At 48.3% G+C, this 16,830-nt stretch carries 18 protein-coding genes; 4 read left to right on the top strand and 14 right to left on the bottom strand.

Features of this window, described 5'->3' with window-relative positions; genetic code table 11:
* Positions 1 to 5: 5 nt before the first annotated feature.
* From TOL_RS07980 to TOL_RS07970, 3 genes are read left to right on the top strand one after another with little or no spacing between them, the layout of a single operon-like run.
* Positions 6 to 1,340: an ankyrin repeat domain-containing protein gene (locus TOL_RS07980; RefSeq protein WP_015486813.1), complete on the top strand. Its 1,335-nt coding sequence runs from the start codon at positions 6 to 8 to the stop codon at positions 1,338 to 1,340.
* Positions 1,337 to 1,816, top strand: coding sequence for a c-type cytochrome (locus TOL_RS07975; RefSeq protein ID WP_015486812.1), 480 nt, complete (start codon positions 1,337 to 1,339; stop codon positions 1,814 to 1,816). The genes TOL_RS07980 and TOL_RS07975 overlap by 4 nt, the downstream gene beginning before the upstream one ends.
* Before the next feature lie 30 nt (positions 1,817 to 1,846).
* Positions 1,847 to 2,521 (top strand): cytochrome b/b6 domain-containing protein, encoded by a 675-nt coding sequence (locus TOL_RS07970; protein WP_015486811.1) that lies wholly within the window; start codon positions 1,847 to 1,849, stop codon positions 2,519 to 2,521.
* 13 nt (positions 2,522 to 2,534) lie between these two features.
* Here the strand turns inward: TOL_RS07970 and TOL_RS07965 are convergent, their stop codons facing one another.
* The 14 genes from TOL_RS07965 to rluC form a co-directional block, all read right to left on the bottom strand.
* On the bottom strand, positions 2,535 to 2,879 hold the full coding sequence (locus tag TOL_RS07965; RefSeq protein WP_015486810.1) for a PilZ domain-containing protein: 345 nt from the start codon (positions 2,877 to 2,879) through the stop codon (positions 2,535 to 2,537).
* Entirely contained in the window at positions 2,876 to 3,910 is a 1,035-nt protein-coding gene (locus TOL_RS07960; protein ID WP_051052385.1) for a DNA polymerase III subunit delta', read from the bottom strand. The genes TOL_RS07965 and TOL_RS07960 overlap by 4 nt, the downstream gene beginning before the upstream one ends.
* Positions 3,907 to 4,554 carry a dTMP kinase gene (tmk, locus tag TOL_RS07955; protein ID WP_015486808.1) on the bottom strand — a complete coding sequence of 216 codons (648 nt, stop codon included), beginning with the start codon at positions 4,552 to 4,554 and terminating at the stop codon, positions 3,907 to 3,909. The genes TOL_RS07960 and tmk overlap by 4 nt, the downstream gene beginning before the upstream one ends.
* Before the next feature lie 37 nt (positions 4,555 to 4,591).
* Entirely contained in the window at positions 4,592 to 5,692 is a 1,101-nt protein-coding gene (gene mltG / locus TOL_RS07950) for an endolytic transglycosylase MltG (RefSeq protein ID WP_015486807.1), read from the bottom strand.
* The gene (pabC, locus tag TOL_RS07945; RefSeq protein ID WP_015486806.1) at positions 5,689 to 6,531 is read right to left on the bottom strand and encodes an aminodeoxychorismate lyase; all 843 of its coding nucleotides are present in this window, start codon (positions 6,529 to 6,531) and stop codon (positions 5,689 to 5,691) included. Before pabC ends, mltG begins: the two co-directional genes overlap by 4 nt.
* 165 nt (positions 6,532 to 6,696) lie before the next feature.
* Positions 6,697 to 6,930 carry an acyl carrier protein gene (gene acpP, locus TOL_RS07940; protein ID WP_015486805.1) on the bottom strand — a complete coding sequence of 78 codons (234 nt, stop codon included), beginning with the start codon at positions 6,928 to 6,930 and terminating at the stop codon, positions 6,697 to 6,699.
* Positions 6,931 to 6,976: 46 nt separating this feature from the next.
* A complete protein-coding gene (gene fabG, locus TOL_RS07935; RefSeq protein ID WP_015486804.1) occupies positions 6,977 to 7,717 on the bottom strand; it encodes a 3-oxoacyl-ACP reductase FabG in 741 nt (246 codons plus the stop codon).
* Between the two features lies 1 nt (position 7,718).
* The gene (gene fabD, locus TOL_RS07930; protein WP_015486803.1) at positions 7,719 to 8,657 is read right to left on the bottom strand and encodes an ACP S-malonyltransferase; all 939 of its coding nucleotides are present in this window, start codon (positions 8,655 to 8,657) and stop codon (positions 7,719 to 7,721) included.
* A gap of 173 nt (positions 8,658 to 8,830) precedes the next feature.
* On the bottom strand, positions 8,831 to 9,850 hold the full coding sequence (plsX, locus tag TOL_RS07925; RefSeq protein WP_015486802.1) for a phosphate acyltransferase PlsX: 1,020 nt from the start codon (positions 9,848 to 9,850) through the stop codon (positions 8,831 to 8,833).
* A gap of 1 nt (position 9,851) precedes the next feature.
* Positions 9,852 to 10,037: a 50S ribosomal protein L32 gene (gene rpmF, locus TOL_RS07920; protein ID WP_015486801.1), complete on the bottom strand. Its 186-nt coding sequence runs from the start codon at positions 10,035 to 10,037 to the stop codon at positions 9,852 to 9,854.
* A gap of 24 nt (positions 10,038 to 10,061) precedes the next feature.
* Positions 10,062 to 10,598, bottom strand: a complete 537-nt coding sequence (locus tag TOL_RS07915) for a YceD family protein (RefSeq protein WP_015486800.1) — start codon at positions 10,596 to 10,598, stop codon at positions 10,062 to 10,064.
* Positions 10,599 to 10,628: 30 nt separating this feature from the next.
* Positions 10,629 to 11,603 carry a S49 family peptidase gene (locus TOL_RS07910; RefSeq protein WP_015486799.1) on the bottom strand — a complete coding sequence of 325 codons (975 nt, stop codon included), beginning with the start codon at positions 11,601 to 11,603 and terminating at the stop codon, positions 10,629 to 10,631.
* A complete protein-coding gene (locus tag TOL_RS07905; protein ID WP_015486798.1) occupies positions 11,596 to 12,261 on the bottom strand; it encodes an HAD-IA family hydrolase in 666 nt (221 codons plus the stop codon). The genes TOL_RS07910 and TOL_RS07905 overlap by 8 nt, the downstream gene beginning before the upstream one ends.
* Complete coding sequence (rluC, locus tag TOL_RS07900; RefSeq protein ID WP_025265587.1) at positions 12,258 to 13,235, bottom strand: 23S rRNA pseudouridine(955/2504/2580) synthase RluC; 978 nt, start codon at positions 13,233 to 13,235, stop codon at positions 12,258 to 12,260. The genes TOL_RS07905 and rluC overlap by 4 nt, the downstream gene beginning before the upstream one ends.
* A 452-nt stretch (positions 13,236 to 13,687) precedes the next feature.
* Here rluC and rne point away from each other — a divergent pair, with 452 nt between their 5' ends.
* Positions 13,688 to 16,822: a ribonuclease E gene (gene rne, locus TOL_RS07895; RefSeq protein WP_015486796.1), complete on the top strand. Its 3,135-nt coding sequence runs from the start codon at positions 13,688 to 13,690 to the stop codon at positions 16,820 to 16,822.
* Positions 16,823 to 16,830: the final 8 nt, after the last annotated feature.

The following is a 16,830-nucleotide window of genomic DNA, read 5'->3' as shown; positions in this document are numbered from 1 at the left end:
ATGCCATGACCTCTATGTTAAATATAATTATTTTTTCAGTTTTTTATGTCGCAAGTTCAGCCGCTTTGGCCGCTAACAAAAATGATAGCGAGAAACTACTTGATGCGATCCGCCTAGGAGACGCCAATAAGGTCGAGTATATTCTGGATAATGGTAGCAACCCGAATCAGTTACTAGCTGATGGTTCAACGCCATTAGCTTGGGCTGTGGAAAGTCAAAACCTAAGCAGTGTGAAAATTCTGTTAAAACATGGTGCGAAACCTAATCTACAAAATCCTGCAACGACCTTCACGCCATTGAGTTTGGCTTGCCAGTATGGTCACAATGAAATAATTGAATTACTACTCAAAGCGAAAGCAAATATCAACGCCATTGACAGTGAAGGCATTTCGCCATTTTCTCTTTGTGCTGGCACCGCTTCGAGCAAAATCATAAAACGCATGTTAAAAATGAAAGCAGACATCCACTTGAGCGATAAAAAAGGCCAGACGCCACTAATGAGAGCGGCCGCCTACAATAAAATGGACACAGTAAAGTTATTAATTAAGCACGACGCTCATATTGATCAGGTTACTAATGCAGGATTTACCGCTTTATTCTTCGCCGTTAAGAGTGGTAAACCAGAAGCAGCTTTAACACTGTTAACTAATAACGCCGACGCCAGTCATATTGGCCCAGAAAATACCACATTAGTGCAATTAGCTATGTACCAAAGCAATTATCTTATTGCTCAAGAGTTAATCAAACGAGGTGCTGATCTAACGGCATTCGATCGCAATGGGCAGCAACTATTACATGCCGCGGTGTTGGCCAATCAACCTGCACTGGTTCAGCTATTGATAAATAAAGGCGCGGATTTGAATACTCCAACAGGAGAGTCTCTAGTTAAATGGCGCTATGAAAGCAATTTCAAAACCGCGCCCTACGAACCACCATTTACCCCAGCGATTCTTCTCGCTGCACAGCATGGCCACGGCGAAATAATGAAGATATTAGCCAGCGCTGGCGTTGATATAAACGTTACTTCGGAACACGGTAACAACATCACTCTGGCCGCCGCAGGCAGTAATAGCCCTCAAGCTTTGGCAACAGCCCTTGCACTATCACCCAATGCCAATATCAGCAATAAGTATGGCCAAACCCCGCTGCACATTGTACTTGAAACAAGTTCCGGCGATGATCTGCAGCAGATGCTAACCTTACTTGCGCAGTATGGGGCCAATGCCGACATCCGTAATAGTAAAGGTGTTAGTGCAATGGATATAGCCACAGCCAAGGAGTACAAAGGCAAAGCTACATTTGCGGCCGTATTTCAACACTCTCTAGAGGAAGCTTTATGAAGAATTCGTATTTATTGCGTCACACAGCCATTGCCGGTCTTGCTCTTACATTGTCGTGCAGCGCCATAACCTCATTTGCAGCAGATGTCTCTTCGGCAGCAGACGTTATTGATACTCGCCAACACGGATTTAAAAAAATGGGGGGCGCCATGAAGGTTTTCCGCACCCAGCTTCGTGAAGATACTCCTGATGCAAACGCCATGAGTGCTGCTGCCGATACGATAGCGCTATATGCTAAAGATGTTTCTACTTGGTTCCCTGAAGGCAGTGGTGCTGATTCAGGTTTAGACACAGATGCGCTCGATTACATCTGGAAAAATCCAACCAAATTTGATCGATACAGCCAGGACCTAGTAAGGACATCTCAACAGTTGGTCGAAGCAGTAGCAAGCAACGACAAAGGATCCATTAAAGCGGCAGTTGTCGCCGTCAAAGATAGCTGTTCCGACTGTCACTCTAGCTTCCGCGCTGACTAATATTGCTTGGCCGCTTGGAAAAATAAATCTATGAGTCAAAACAACACGTCATTACAACCTGTTTGGGATATTCCAGTGCGCCTTGGACACTGGCTAATGGTTCTGTTATTTGCTGTCTGTTGGTGGAGCGGTGAAAATCACGAGATGACCTGGCATCGCTACGCTGGATATGGGTTGTTCGGTTTAGTGTTATTTCGACTATATTGGGGAGTCGTTGGTACACGTACTGCACGATTCTCAAATTTTGTTAGTTCTCCGAAAGCCGCATTAACTTATGCGCGTAATCATATTTTTAAATCGAACTATGATGAGAATCGCCCGAATAAAGCCGGACATAATCCATTAGGCGCATGGAGCGTTATCGCCTTACTAGGTTTTATCCTTTTGCAAATTGGTTTGGGGTTATTTGCTGTCGACGTCGATGGTTTTGACGGTGGGCCATTAAGCGACTTTGTGTCATATGACACGGGTAGGCTTTGCGCTGAAATTCATGAAATAAGCTTTAGCATCTTGATGACACTCATCGTTGTGCACATTGCTGCAATTGCCTATTACAAGCTAGTGCGCAAACAAAACCTAGTGCCAGCCATGATTCATGGCAAAGCCAACATTAGTCAATCAGAAGCGATTAAGGCAACGCCGTGGTTGCGAGTATTGATCGGCTCAGCGGTCGCTGCGCTAATTGTCTGGATAATAGCCAAGTAACCCTTGGCTATTATCACATCGTATGGGTCATTCGATCAGATTTAACGGCACCCGCTAAATAAGTTTCTATTTTGCCGCGAGCAATTTCATCATCACCCGTAAACTGCACGCCGATACCTGCAACTTTATTGCCCTGAGCGCCCTTTGGTGTCACCCAAACAACCCTACCTGCAACTGGGATTTTTTCCGGCTCTTCCATCAACTTCAACAACATAAATACCTCGTCGCCAAGTTGATACTGTTTGCTGGTAGGAATAAATAACCCGCCATCACGAATAAACGGCATATAGGCTGCGTATAACACTGCCTTATCTTTAATAGTCAGAGATAAAATACCGCTGCGGCCACCTAAACTCATGCCGAACTCCCAGACCTTTGAATGAGTAACGCTTGCCAGTCGAGCAATAAAGATTCGACCAACAACATCTTATTATGATGACTAGCACCAGACAGTAATTGCCCGTTAGTTAGCCGTAATTTGTCTTGCAAGGTTATCAGCTTTATTTTGTCGGTCATAGCGTAACTCGACAGTTCTGTGACGGCATTGGCATAGAGTAAATGTTCATGTGGCACTTGCATCATGGCCTTCATGCAATCACAGGTTAAGCCGTAAAACCAAGTGATAATATCGCCCAGTTCAAACTTACTCCAGCCGTCAGCAACCGTTTGCAGTGGTGCAGAACCTTTGGACCATTGCAGTAATAACTCAAGCCAACGCTGCTGTGTATCGCCTGCAGCTCCGGAAAGCCAATCACGAGCCGCTAACGGCGCGTTGTTATTCATGCGTAAAGCATGCTCGGCGATTGCTGTTTGTACACCAGTAGCTGTTAGCCACTGCAACGCCAGTTCTGCCTTCGGAGCTGCTAACGATAAACGCTGACAGCGACTACGAATAGTCGGCAATACAGAACCAAAACGCTCAGTTTCTAGCAACAGAAAGCTCTCACCCGGCGGTTCTTCCAAGGTTTTAAGTAAAGCGTTCGCAGCGTTGGTATTCATTACTTCAACAGGGCGGATAATAACCACTTGGCAGCGACTAATTTGCGGTGTCTGCGAAATAAAATCATTGATATGGCGCACCGTATCAATACGAATTTGTCGACTGCCCTCTTCTGGCTGACCGATCTGAAAATCAGGATGACTACCGGCGGCCCAAAGCTGACAGCTATGACAGTGCCCACACGCATCATCACTAGGGTTTTGACACAACAGCCAGCGCGCGATATGCAAAGCTAAATCGTGCTTACCGATGCCTTTTGGCCCAGTAAGCATAAGTGCATGAGGTAAACCGCTATGACGATGACGCTTAATGAGATCAGCCCAAACCGACTGTTGCCAAGGCAAAACCGCGCCATTAATCGCGTTATGCGTGGCTGCTGGTGTAATCACACCCATTCCTCAAGGAGCATGACAACGTGTGTTTGCACATCGGCCAAAGGCTGTGAGGCATCTACTATCCTGAACCGTGCTTCGCTCGCGGCCAGCGCCTGAAAACCTTGCTGTACACGCTCAAAAAATGCACGCTGCTCCACTTCGAAACGATCCGTTTCTTCACCAGCAGATTGCCCGCGTCGCTGCGCCCGCCCCATGCCAACATCCAGCGGAGCATCCAGCAGTATAGTTAGGTCAGGCTCCAGCCCTTGCTGTACTAATTCTTTTAAGGCGTGAATAGTGGTTTGATCTAATCCTCTACCGTACCCTTGATAAGCAATGGTGGAGTCTGTAAAACGATCGCATAGCACCCAAGCTCCGCGCTCTAACGCTGGCTTAATAACCTGCAGAAGATGTTGAGCGCGAGCCGCAAATACCAATAGCAGTTCGGTAAGTGGCTGCATGGTTTCGCCGTGATGCGCTTTTAATAGATCATTACGAATACGCTCCGCAATCTCAGTACCACCCGGCTCGCGGGTGACAATCACTTCGAAGCCACGCTCATGTAGCCAATGTGCAGCAAACTCGATATTGGTCGATTTGCCAACACCCTCGCCACCTTCAAATGTGATAAACCGCCCTTGCATGGTGTCATTCGTCATAATGTTATTTCAAATTCACTAGTTAACAGTAAAACAATCACTGCTCTGTTTTTGGAGCCGAACGATAATCTTCTCGGCGTCGCATTTGATATTTTCTTACCGCAGCGTTATGAGCCGCTAGGGTAGCAGAGAAGGCGTGAGAGCCATCCCCTTTAGCAACAAAATACAAAGCGTCACCATCTTGTGGATGCAAAGCGGCATCTATTGCCGTGCGCCCCGCCAATGCGATCGGTGACGGCGGTAAACCATGACGACGGTATGTATTGTAGCGGTTGCTACTATCGCGCAATTGAGCTCGAGTTAAATTACCATCGAACTCTGGGCCCAATCCATAAATCACGGTCGGATCGGTTTCTAAACGCATATTTTTTTGTAGTCTACGCACAAACACACCAGCAATCATTGGTCGCTCGTAAGCCGCCCCAGTCTCTTTCTCGACAATAGAGGCCATGATCAAGGCTTGATATGCATCACGATACGGCAAGCCAGAAGCCCGATTCTGCCATGCCTCTGCTAGGTTATCCTGCATTCGTTGATACGCCTGCAGAATAATGGCAGAAGCCGTCTCATGACGCTGATACACATAGGTATCAGGGTATAACCAACCTTCTGGATTACCTTGAACACCAATAACCTTAGCAACCGCCTCGGCGGTCAATGGCTCGATATCTTGAGTTAAATGCGGTGCTTTTGCGATAACAGCAAGCGCTTCCCGTAGCGGGCGTCCTTCGATAATAGTTAGGCGGTAAGTAACGGCTTTAGCGCTAGCGAGTAAAGCTAACAGCTCGCTATTTGTAAGCCCCGCTGGAATGTCATACTCGCCAGGACGCAATACGCGAGTTTGCTTAGTTAAACGCGCAGTTACTCGCAACAACAAAGCAGAACGCAACCAGCCATCACGCTGCCAACGCTCCGCCATACTGGTTAACGTATCGCCACGCTGAACATCAATACGAACAGAAGAATTATTTAGGTTGGGTAATTCCCATAACCAATATGCTGTAACCCCAACCCCGCCAATTACGAGAAAACTCAGCACCGACAAACTGATAAGCCACTTACGAAAACTAGACGTCGATTTTTTATGTTTTTTGGATGCTTTAGCAGAAGTTTTTTTAGATCGGTCGCGCTTTGTCAAAACAAGGACTCCAGAGCCTTTTGCCACTGCTGGGCTTGAACGAAACCAGAGCTATCTTCATGCCAATGAATATCGCCTGATTCGTCACCTACAAGGCAGCGTACAGGCTGAAATCCGGCAAGGCTATTACAAAACACAACACCATCAGCTGAAATAAGCTGTTGTAAGGACATTCTTTGCTCTACAAGCTCAACCTCTGACTTTAACCACTCACGTACAACGCCACGAACACCGCACAAAGAAAGGTCAGGGGTTAGGAATTTTCCATTCTTAATAACAATGAGATTACTCATACAACCCTCAATCACATTGCCTTCAGCGTCCATCATGACGCTTTCCTGCCAGTCGTCAGCAAACGCCTCACGGGCAAGTACTTGTTCCAAGCGATTGAGATGCTTAATGCCCGCGAGCAAGGGCTGCTGCGCTAACCTAACTGGGTTTATACCTACACACAGACCGTCAGAATTGCGCTCCCTACCCCACAGTGGCGCAGAGAAGTGTTGAAATAGCACATTAGCCCGAGTCGACGAAGCGGCATAACCTCTAGGGCCGCCTCCTCGCGTTACAATAACCTTAGCAGCCAAAGCATCTGGTGATGGAACTAAAGGCAAAGACACTAATGCATCCTGCACATCTCTCATCAACGGTTCGCTAAAGCGCAAACGTTTAAAGCCATCGTTTAGTCTAAGGTGGTGAAAAGCCCACAGCGGAATTGCACCGCTATCGTTTAGCCGCAGGGTTTCAAATACGCCGTCGCCATAATGTAAGCCGCGATCATCGGCGGGCCAGCGCACAGGCTGCCATGAGCCCTCTCGCCATTGCCAAGTATGTTCAATCATCTTCCACACCAGTGAGTGACTGACTTCGGCGTACTTACCGAAACCAAAGCTTTGATAGTACCGTCAATGCCTTACAACGAAACCATGACAAACGTCACTCACGTTGAATATTACACGCATAAAAAAAGCCGCATCTAAAGACGCGGCTTTCAGACATTGCAAATCTTACAGATTGGCAATGATGTAGTCGATTGCTTCCTGAACGGTAGTCAGCTTCTCTGCGTGCTCGTCAGGGATTTCGGTTTCGAATTCCTCTTCCAAAGCCATTACCAGCTCAACAGTGTCTAGTGAATCTGCACCAAGATCATCAACGAAAGAAGATGAAGCTTTTACGTCTTCTTCTTTTGCGCCTAGCTGTTCACATACAATTTTCTTTACACGTTCTTCGATATTGCTCATGGTTTTTTCCTACCGTTTCGTTATTTCCTGAAGGTCGTTAACGACCTCAACCCATATTCATGCCGCCATTCACATGAATGGTCTGACCTGTAATGTATTTCGCGTCGCTACTAGCCAAAAAGGCTACCGCTCCGGCGATGTCTTCAACACTGCCAAAGCGCTTACCCGGAATGGTCGCTAGGATGGCGTCTTTTTGCGTTTCAGGCAAGACATCTGTCATGTCTGTTTGGATAAATCCGGGCGCAATACAGTTAACTGTAATGTTTCTGCTGGCAATTTCCTGCGCTAAAGAACGGCTAAAACCCTCTAAACCAGCCTTCGCGGCGGCATAATTGGCCTGACCGCCATTACCTGTTGTACCAATAATCGAGCTGATGTTAATGATACTACCGGCCTTTTGTTTAAGCATTGGCTTCACTAATGCTTTACAGACACGGAACACGCCATTCAAGTTCGTATTAATGACTGCATCCCAGTCGCTCTCATTCAAACGCAAGAATAAATTGTCGCGTGTAATGCCCGCATTATTAACGACAATCAACGGCGTGCCAAATCGAGTTTGCAAATCAGCCAAAGCCGCATCTGTTTGTTCACTATTAGCGATATCAAGCAACAAGGCATCATGCTGAGCACCATGCGACTGCAAACGCTCTCGAAGAGCCGCTACACCGCCTTCTGATGTTGCAGTACCAACCACTCGATAACCATCACGAATAAGGCGCTCCGCTATAGCCAAGCCAATGCCACGTGAGGCACCTGTCACTAACGCTAGTGATTGATCCGTCATATTAGGCTCCTTGCACTCGGCTAATAGTGGCAGCTAAAGCACTGCTATCACCTGTAGTTTCAACATCTAAGGTTTTGTCTATGCGCTTAACCAAACCGGCTAAAACTTTTCCGGGGCCAATTTCTAATGCTAAATCACTGCGATCACGCACCGCCTGAACTGCTCCAGTCCAATTGACTGGGCTATACAATTGCTCCAGCAAACGCTGAGGAATTGCCTCTAGCGTTGCTGTTTGATTGTCGACGTTGTGGTACACAGGAAACGCCGGAGCACGCCACTGGACACTCGCCAAGGCATCATTGAATTCTTCGGCCGCCGCTTTCATTAAGCTGGAGTGAAATGGACCACTTACCGACAACGCCAATGCCCGCTTAGCACCAACAGCCTTAGCGACTTCGATACCTTTTGCGACACCCGCCGTATCCCCGGCAATCACAATTTGTCCTGGCGCGTTGAAATTTGCAGGTTCCACAACCCCTGCAATAGCGGCCTCATCACAAACCGCGCGAATCTGTTCTTCATCCAAACCAAGTACAGCCGCCATACCGCCCTGACCTGCCGGAACGGCGGCATCCATTAACTGACCCCGACGTTTAACCAAACGCACTGCATCAGCAAAAGAAATAGCGTCAGCGGCGACTAGGGCTGAATATTCACCCAGAGAGTGACCGGCAGCAGCAACAACATTTAGCGCGGGGCACTGAGCCTGTAAAACACGCCAAATAGCCGTGCTTGCCGTTAGCAATGCGGGCTGAGTGTTATAGGTAAGATTGAGTGTGTCTGCTGGACCTTGTTGAATCATGGCCCATAAATCGAAGCCAACCGCGTCGGACGCTTCAGCAAACGTTTCTTGAATAATACTGTAGTCAGAAGCAATATCGGCCAGCATACCAACCTGCTGCGCCCCCTGCCCCGGGAAAAAAGCAATTACGTTCGTCATTGCAACGCCTTATAAATTCTTGTCGTTACTCGTTATTATTAGTCGGACCATTTACACCGGCAAACAATAACGAGCTACCGATGTGTCTTACTTTACGGGGCGCTATTGTGACAATAAACCATCTAAAATGCATAATTTAATTGCCTTGGTGGCACATAACCCCAACAAAGCCATTATTCGGGCGAATTCAGCCCTCGCTGTAAACGATCAAATTCCGACTGTAAACGCGCCTGATCGGCCGTTTTCGTTTGTTTAACTAGATATTCCAATGCGTATTTAATTGTTTTCTCATCCGACTTGCCGTGGGTTTTGGCGACATGACCGCAAACTCCCAACAGCATTGCCCCACCATGTCGAGCAGGTGAAATACGTTTCTCTATACGCTTAATGGTGTGTCGCCACAACGGAATCAACCAGCGTAAACTCTTACTGTTACTTAGTTCATCCGCCATCATAGTGGTCAACCAATCAGCCAGACCCTCTGTCGTTTTTAGCGCAATATTACCGGCAAAGCCGTTACATATTAATGCGTGTAAATCGCCATTAAAAACATCATCCCCTTCGGCAAAGCCGGCGTAGCATTCAGGGGCCGCACGATGCAGCAACTTACCAGCCTCGCGAATATCCTCTGGGCCTTTATTCGATTCCTTGCCGATATTAAGCAAAGCAATAGACGGCTTCATTATTCCTCGCGCACGATACCAACTGATCGCAAGCAAACCGAGCTGAGCCAATTGCTTTGGGCTCATCTCTAAATTCGCGCCTAAGTCCATCATCAGCAACGGCTGTTTACGAGTAGGGATCTGTGTTGCAAGTGCCGGTCGATCTATCCCTCCAAGCGTGCCTAGCAATCGCTTGCTAAGAATCATCAAGGCACCGGTATTGCCGACCGAAAGTACACCCTGAGCATCACCCGACGCATGGGCTTGAATCGCCACACCCATCGAACTAGAAAGCCCTTGGCGTAAAGCGCGCGCAGGTTTATCAGCCATGTCGATGTGACTCTGGCAAGGTTTGATCAATACACGATCAGAAAATCGCGATAATGCTTTTTGAGCATCAATATGAAGCGAGGTTTCGAGGGGGAGTATCAAGCGAAGGTCGGGATGATTTTGCAGCACAGTAGCGCAAGCCCGGAAAGCAACGCGGGGACCTAAGTCCCCGCCCATTACATCTACCGCGATGGTAAACATATTAGTTGTTGCCAGTCTCCACGACTTTCTTGCCACGGTAGAAACCGTCTGCAGTCACATGGTGACGACGATGAGTTTCACCGCTAGTGCTATCAGTAGACAGAGCGATAGACCCAGTGTCTAGCGCATCGTGTGAACGACGCATGTCGCGTTTTGAACGAGATACTTTGTTTTGTTGAACTGCCATTTTTATTGGCTCCTAACTTAATCGCTATTTCTGTTTAAGCTTAGCTAACACATCAAACGGATTTACCCGATTGACGTCTGAATCTGTATAGTCAGGCTCAGGCTCAGGCTGCATTATCTGGCACTCACTCTCTGGGTGCATTGGGAAATTAGGAAGCGACAAAAGCACTTCATCTTCAATCGTAGACCAAAGATCTAATTTTCCGTCTTCATCCAGCTCAACAGGTTCTAGTTGCCTAGGCAACGCTTTCGCCTGTTCGTCATTTAATACAAAACCCAGCTTGTACTCGCCCTGCAAAGGAATGGTTACATCACCTAAACAGCGCTGACAGCACATTACTACGTTTGTATGAAAACTTCCGGTCAGAACCCTTTTACGATCCGTTCCCCGCTCAAATACCATTTGGCAATGAATGGGTTCGTCACAACGCACAACGGCGTCGTTTAATCGTTCTAAGTTTGCACTGTCGATATACGCAGTAAACTGTTGATTACTATCAACAAGTTTGCCCGCATCAACACGCTTGGGGAGCTGAGCCTCTGCCATAGTGCGCGACATCATAGGTATGTCAGTCTCTCATGTCAAAATTATTTAGCGCAGAACCATTGTCTGCTGTGCGAAAAACGAGGCAACTCCATGCCCAAAGCTAGTACCGAATCGGCCCATCACTTCTTCCCAAGGATTTGGCTTATAGGTATAGCTTACCAAATCTTCAACATTTAGCTTCTCACGAGCGATTTGACTGCTGGAAGCAAGGCCATCAATTAAGCCCATCTCCAACGCCTGCTCACCCGACCAAATCAAGCCACTAAACATGTCAGGCGTCTCCTTTAAACGGTCGCCGCGACCTGCTTTTACCTGCGCAATAAACTGCTTATGAGTAACCGACAAAACACTCTGCCAAAATTCTTTTTCGTCTTTATTCTCAGGAAGGAACGGATCAAGGAAACCCTTATGCTCACCCGATGTGTACTGGCGACGTTCAACACCCACCTTTTCCATCAAGTCGACAAAGCCAAAACCAGACCCGACAACACCAATAGAACCGACCAAGCTAGCCTTATCAGCGTAAATCTCATCAGCTGCGGCAGCAATGTAATACGCACCGGAAGCGCCCAAATCCATAATCACTGCATAAACAGGAAAATCAGGACGAATTTCTTTTAAGCGCTTGATCTCATCGTATACATATCCCGACTGCACAGGACTACCGCCAGGACTATTAATGCGCAAAATCACACCGACAGCATTCTCTGAATCAAACGCATCGCGCAGAGCACCAATAATATTGTCAGCGCTCGCATCCTGATCGGCAGAGATCACGCCGTTCACCTCAATAACAGCAACATGCTCTGATGCTTTTGAAGGAGCGGACTCCGCACCGCCCGGCATACGAAACAAGGCCAAGATGGCAAAAACATAAAAAGCAGTCAGCAACTTAAAAAAGATACCCCAGCGACGCGACTTGCGCTGCTCACCCTGCAAATCCATCACCACCTTTTCAATCAACTTCCATTCTTTACTATTGTCAGCAGGACGCTGATTTACTTCATTCTGGTTATCCATGGGTACCTATCCAAAGTTCAAGTTCTTGAATGCTATGACAAATTGCGCGCGGTCCACAAGCGAGCAACACACTTTCATCGTGCGCGCCATGACTCATACCGACAGAGTCCATACCTATTGCTTTCGCCATATCCAGATCATAACTGGTATCACCCACCATCAGCGCTTGCTCGGGCTGCAAATCCAGCTCGACCAATATTTCTTTTAGCATCTGAGGATTGGGCTTCGACTTAGTTTCATCGGCACAGCGCGTTATGTCGAAGCAATGGCGAATCGCCATATCATCCAACATGCGATCCAAGCCTTTGCGACTTTTACCTGTCGCAACCGCTAAACGATAATTACTACGAAGGCGTTCGAGCATATCCCTAGCCTCAGGAAAAAAATCCATCCCAACCTGACTATCAACAACAAAATAGTGCGCATAGGCGGCCGACATAACAGGAAGCTGATCAGCGTGAATATCTGGCCATACAGTCTTAATAGCCTCAGGCAAACCCAGACCTATAATGTTTTGGACTGCAGAATCAGGCACTTCTGCCAGACCAATATCGCGAGCCGCTCGTTGCATGCTATCGACAATACGCCCAGTCGAATCAACTAGGGTTCCATCCCAATCAAAGATAATGACCTGATAGCCCTTCTCTTGCTTACTCATAAGCCACCACCCTGCCACTCGCAACCTACTTTTTTGAAAAGATGACGCAACTCCTCACCCGGCTCGGCATTTAAACATAACTCCTCACCTGTCGACGGATGACGAAACGCCAACTGGTGTGCATGCAGACATAACCGCCGCACACCACGCTGACGATCAATGTCTTGCTCAGACTTATCGCCGTACTTTTCATCGCCAGCGATCGTACACCCTTGAGACTGACAATGAACGCGAATCTGATGGGTCCGCCCCGTCACGGGCTCCGCTTCAACCAATGAATAATGAGAACCGCTCGCCAGCAGCGAATAACGGGTATGCGATGTTTTGCCTTCATCATCGACCAGTACAATGCGCTCACCGCTTTTTCGTTCAGTGCGCAGCAACGGCAGCTTTACATCCGCCACCCCTTCAGGCCATGCACCATGCACCAGAGCGAGATAGCGCTTCTTTATGCCCGACTTATTAGCAAGCATGCGCTGCAACGCCGTCAGCACAGAGCGCTTTTTTGCTACCAGAATAATACCTGACGTATCACGATCCAAACGGTGCACCAACTCTAAAAAGGTATGATCAGGACGCATTTTTCGTAATGCTTCAATCATTCCCAGACTTACACCACTACCACCATGAACGGCCAAACCATGAGGCTTATTGACCGCGAGCAAACCGGCATCTTCATAAACGATGGCAGAATCCAACAAGCCATTCAGAGCTGGCGAGACATCAGGGGTTTCGTTTTTATCCGGCACGCGAACAGGCGGAATTCGAATAATATCGCCACTCTGCAAGCGACTATCGGCTTTTACCCTTCCTTTATTAACCCGAACTTCGCCTTTGCGAATAATTCGGTATACCAGTGTTCGCGGAACACCTTTTAGTGCGGTTAACAGGAAGTTATCTACCCGCTGACCATGATTATCTTCGGTAATCTCGACGAGCGTGACCTTGGTTTGGTCCGGCTGCTGATTCGACATGCGGTTAAACGCCATTGAACTAATGAAAAATATTTGCGAACGGATGTTTGCTGTGTTTGGGCATTGTTGCTATATTCGCCAACGGTCCTTGCCCACATTGTAACGTGACACACCGTAGAGGCATGACCCAGACCGATAGCGGTCAAGTATAAGGAAGAAGACTATTTGTTAACACTCTTCCTGAGAATAAATTCGGCGGAATGAATCCGTCTGGTGAGATAAACCGTGCAGCGACCTGCAGGCAATCTCCCATTAACAAATTATGGACAGTGTTGGTGCTCAATCAATAAGAAGCACCACTGCGTGACAGGTCTGGCGTCCCGGAAGCGGCGCAGGCTACTGCTGCAAAGCACCCATAAATATTTTGCTAGTGGCCGACCCCACCTAAAAAAAGAGCGAGGGGACGGCATTGCCGAGCCGGTACGTTGCCATAAAAGAGCACAACGTACAGCATGAAAAGAATGCTAATAAACGCGACTCAACCTGAAGAGTTGCGTGTAGCCCTCGTGGACGGACAAAAACTTTACGACCTAGATATTGAATCTGGCTCTCGTGAACAGAAGAAGTCTAACGTTTACAAAGGCCGCATCACCCGTATCGAACCAAGCCTAGAAGCCGCATTCGTCGACTTCGGCGCAGAGCGCCATGGCTTCCTTCCTTTGAAAGAAATCTCGCGCGAATACTTCTCTAAAGATCCAGGCCCTGGCCGCATCAACATCAAAGACGTACTCCGCGAAGGCCAAGAAGTTATCGTTCAGGTCGATAAAGAAGAACGTGGCAACAAAGGCGCAGCGTTAACGACTCAAGTTAGCTTGGCTGGCCGTTACCTTGTTTTGATGCCAAATAATCCTCGTGCCGGTGGCATCTCCCGCCGCATCGAAGGCGATGAGCGCACCGAACTGCGCGAAGCTATGAAAGACGTTACCATCCCTGACAAAATGGGCGTTATCGTCCGCACTGCAGGCATTGGTCGCGCATCTAACGAACTTCAAGCTGACTTGGATTACCTAGTACAGCTGTGGGATGCGATTCAACGCGCCTCCGAAGAGCGCAAAGCCCCCGTTCTATTATTACAAGAAAGCAATGTAATCATTCGCGCTATTCGCGACTACCTGCGCCAAGACGTTGGTGAAGTATTAATTGATACCGACGCAGCATACGCCGAAGCATTAGCCTTCGTTGAACAGGTGATGCCGCAGTATCAAAACAAATTCAAGCGTTACGATGACAGCGTTCCACTGTTTAATCGTTACCAAATCGAAAGCCAAATCGAAAGCGCCTTCCAACGTGAAGTTAAGCTACCGTCTGGTGGCTCGATTGTTATCGACCCAACCGAAGCTTTGGTATCGATCGATATCAACTCAGCGCGAGCAACGAAAGGCGCTGATATCGAAGAAACGGCGGTCAATACCAACCTTGAAGCAGCAGATGAAATTGCTCGTCAATTGCGTTTGCGCGACATGGGTGGTTTGGTTGTTATCGACTTTATCGACATGCTGTCTAACAAGAACCAGCGTGAAGTTGAAAACCGTCTGAAAAAAGCCCTAGAAATGGATCGCGCCCGCATTCAAATTGGCCGCATATCTCGCTTTGGCTTGATGGAAATGTCGCGTCAGCGCTTACGCCCATCACTGGACGAAACCAGCGCACACGTATGCCCTCGCTGTAACGGCACAGGCGTTGTACGTGATACGCAGTCTACCGGTCTTTCAATTTTGCGCTTAATCGAAGAAGAAGCCGCAAAAGAAAACACCGGACAAATTCGCGCTATCGTTCCAGTCGCTATTGCTAGCTTCTTGTTAAACGAAAAGCGTGGCTTAATTGCCGCTATTGAACAGCGTCATGGCAGTAAAGTGGTGGTTCTTCCCAATCCACACATGGAAACACCGCACTACGAAGTGATGCGTCTGCGTCCTGACGACAGCCAAATTGACGAAGTTAGCTACGAGCACAAGTTCGAAGAAGAAGAAGCAGAATATCTTGCTGAAACTATCGGTACTGAAGCATTCCGACCACAACAAGCCGCCGTTAAATCTGTCGCCCGCACAACAGCAGCACCTACAGTTGCCACAGCGCAAGCACAACCAAGTGCAGGCTTGTGGGGCAAGATCAGTAGCGTATTAAGCTCGTTGTTTGATAGCGACGACAAAGCCGCTCAAAAAGAAACACCAAAAGCGGAAGTTAAGCCTGCAACGACCAGCAAGAACGATAACAGCCGCAACCGCAGCAACAATCGCTCTGATCGCAACCGCTCGGACAATAACGACGAACGCGGCAATAACAACCGTCGCGAACGCAAGCCGCGCAACGACAAGCGTAACGATGGTGAGCGTCCTGCGCGCAATGATCGCAACACCAACACTCAAGGTGATAATTCATCTCGCGGTGAGCGCCCTGCACGCACGGAGCGTCCAGCTCGTGGAGAACGCCCTGCGCGCAATGATCGTCCGAATCGTAATGAACAAAGCGCCAATGCTACCGATGAAGCACCTCGTCAACCGCGCAATCGTGATGAGGCAAGTGTCGACGGTGGCGAAAACAGCAAACGCGCCCCTCGTCGTGATCGCTCTCGTCGTGTACCACGCCCTGAAGCAAAAGCGGATACCTCAGTAGAAGCCGCAGCAGAAGCAGAAGTGCTAGCAACTGCAGCAGCAAACGCTGAGAAAGTTGAAAGCACAGATGCCAATGGCAACACCACTGAAACAAACGCAGAGCGTAGCTCTCGTCGCAGTCGTGGTCGTCGTCGCAGCCGTGGACCGCGCAACGAAGAACGCACTCCAACGACAGACGAAGCACAAGTAACTACCGATGCTGAAGCAACAGAAACAACGAGCGAAGCGCAAGCTGACCTAGTTAAAACTAACGCAGTTAAAGTTGAGGCGCCTGAAGCTAAAAACGTAGAACCTACTGCAGAAAATGAATCTGCAGCAACTTCAGAAGAAGCAGACGCTAGCGATTCGGTTGAGACGAAACCGAAGTCTGAGCGTCGCTCGCGTGGCAATCGCAACAACCGTTCGCGCAACTCAGCCAAAGCCGATAGTGAAGAAACTCAAGCCGAATCTTCTATTCAAGAAGAAAGCACTGTTTCTGAACAATCGACTGACACTGTAGCTACCGAACCCGCTGATCGAGAAGCTGTGGCGGAAAAAGTATCTGAAGCCAAAACAGAAACGACACCAAACACGGCAGAAGCTCCAGCAGTATCTAGCGAAGCACAAACTGAGAAAGCCGATGCATCAACTCCAGTAGAAAAAACTGAAGTTAAGATCGCCGAGGAAGCCCCAGTGATTGCAGAAGTCGCCAAGCAAGAAACTGCACCTACAACACCCGCGGAACAGCAAAAAACTGAAGAAGCTGTTGTGATTGAAACAACCAGCGAAAGCAAGACAGAAGCTGATACCAAGGAAAATACTGCAGAGCAAGCATCACGCCAGCGTCGTCGCCGTCGCTCTCCCACTGCCGGTGGTCGCGCACCAAACGATCCTCGTAATCGTTTAAATGCCAACACTGAAAGTGACAGCACTAACGACTCAGCTGACAGCAATGCCAGTGATAAAGCAGATAAAGCAGGCAACGAGCAGGATTAACCCCCTAC

Source organism: Thalassolituus oleivorans MIL-1, from assembly GCF_000355675.1.
In the GTDB taxonomy this organism is placed as follows: domain Bacteria; phylum Pseudomonadota; class Gammaproteobacteria; order Pseudomonadales; family Oceanobacteraceae; genus Thalassolituus; species Thalassolituus oleivorans.
This window is presented reverse-complemented; position numbering and strand designations above follow the sequence as displayed.